Below are 1,563 nucleotides of genomic sequence, written 5' to 3' on the forward strand. Positions count from 1 at the left end.
ACCATTTTGATATAATCGTGGCTATGAAAATGACGACTGAAATCAATCCTGATAGCCAAGATGTCGCCGCGCTTCAAGCAATGGTTAAAGCGCTGATGGCTGAAAAAGCTTCGCTGCTCGAACAGTTCAAACTGGCCATCGACCGCCAGTTCGCCAAACGTGCCGAGGCGCTCAAGCCCTACGACAGCGCTCAGGGTGACCTGTTCAATGAAGTGGAAAATGAAGCCTACTCCGCGGAGCAGGAAGTCGTCGTCACCACTACTACTAAAAAGCCCCGCGGGAAACGCAAGCCACTTCCCAAAGAGCTGCCGCGCGAGCGCATTGTCCTGGACTTGGATGAAGAAGAGAAACGCTGCGGGTGCTGCCAGCACCCGCTACACAAAATCGGTGAGGACTGTAGTGAAAAGCTGGAGTTCACCCCAGCAGTACTGAGGGTACTGGAGTATGTCCGTCCCAAGTACAGCTGCCGCCAGTGCGAGAAAGAGGCTGAAAGCGTCACTATCAGCCAAAAACCTGCACCAGCAAGCCTTATCCCCAAGAGCTTCGCTACTGAAAGCCTGCTTGCCAACATCATCCTTGGCAAATACCAGTATGCACTGCCTCTTTACCGGCAGGAAACCCTGTTCAAACAATCCGGTATCGAGCTATCCCGGACGACGATGGCACGCTGGGTCATGCAGGCCAGCAAACACTTCACACCACTTTACCAAGCATTACACAAACACTTGCTTGGACAGGTTGTTATCCAGGCGGATGAGACACCACTGAATGTCCTCAAGGAAGATAAACAATGCTATATGTGGGTCTACTGTTCAGGAGCTGACTCACCTTCCGCCACACTGGAGGGGATGAAAAACATCGTCTTGTTCGACTACCGGAACAGTCGTGCGAGAGCCTGTCCAACAGCTTTCCTTGGAAAGTACGGTGGCTATCTTCAAACTGATGGCTACCAGGCCTATGATGGGCTAACGCAGGTTAAACGCCTCGGTTGCCTGGCTCACGCCCGCCGTAAGTTCATGGATGCCAAGAAGCTACAGGGTAAAGGCAAGACAGGCAAAGCCGATGTGGCCTTGGCAAAAATCCAAAAACTCTATGCGTTAGAAGCGCGGCTTAAGGGGGTGGGTGCACAACAAAGACAGGCTGAGCGGCAGAAGTTAGCAAAACCTATGTTGGCCGATCTTCACCAGTGGCTGATATCCCAAAAGGTTGTCCCATCGAGCCAGTTGGGCAAGGCTATCAAATACACGATGGGCCAATGGCCTAAGCTTGAGAGGTATATCGAAGACGGCCACCTATCTATCGATAACAACCGGGCTGAGCGTGCAATCAAGCCGCTGGTTATCGGCCGGAAAAACTGGCTCTTCGCCGATACACCGAAAGGTGCCGAAGCCAGCGCCATGCTCTACAGCATCATCGAGACCGCTAAAGCTAACGGACTTATCCTGTACGATTATCTGGTGAAGTGTATGGAAGAGTTAGCCCAACCAGACCCTGATCTCGACGCTTTACTGCCCTGGAACTTCGCTCATTAATACTCGCCCCGTGGGATCATGGGGCGCATAC

Annotated in this window: 1 protein-coding gene; it reads left to right on the forward strand. The window is 52.5% G+C overall.

Annotated elements, in window-relative coordinates; all coding sequences use genetic code 11:
• The first annotated feature begins 23 nt into the window (after positions 1 to 23).
• Positions 24 to 1,532 (forward strand): IS66 family transposase, encoded by a 1,509-nt coding sequence (gene tnpC / locus NHN17_RS25710; protein WP_255045517.1) that lies wholly within the window; start codon positions 24 to 26, stop codon positions 1,530 to 1,532.
• Positions 1,533 to 1,563: the final 31 nt, after the last annotated feature.

The organism is Photobacterium pectinilyticum, assembly GCF_024357955.1.
GTDB classification, from domain to species: Bacteria; Pseudomonadota; Gammaproteobacteria; order Enterobacterales; family Vibrionaceae; genus Photobacterium; species Photobacterium pectinilyticum.

What these genes read in the sequence shown, in the direction of transcription:
- tnpC (WP_255045517.1), top strand. Translation starts at nt 24, where the DNA reads ATGAAAATGACGACTGAAATCAATCCTGATAGCCAAGATGTCGCCGCG.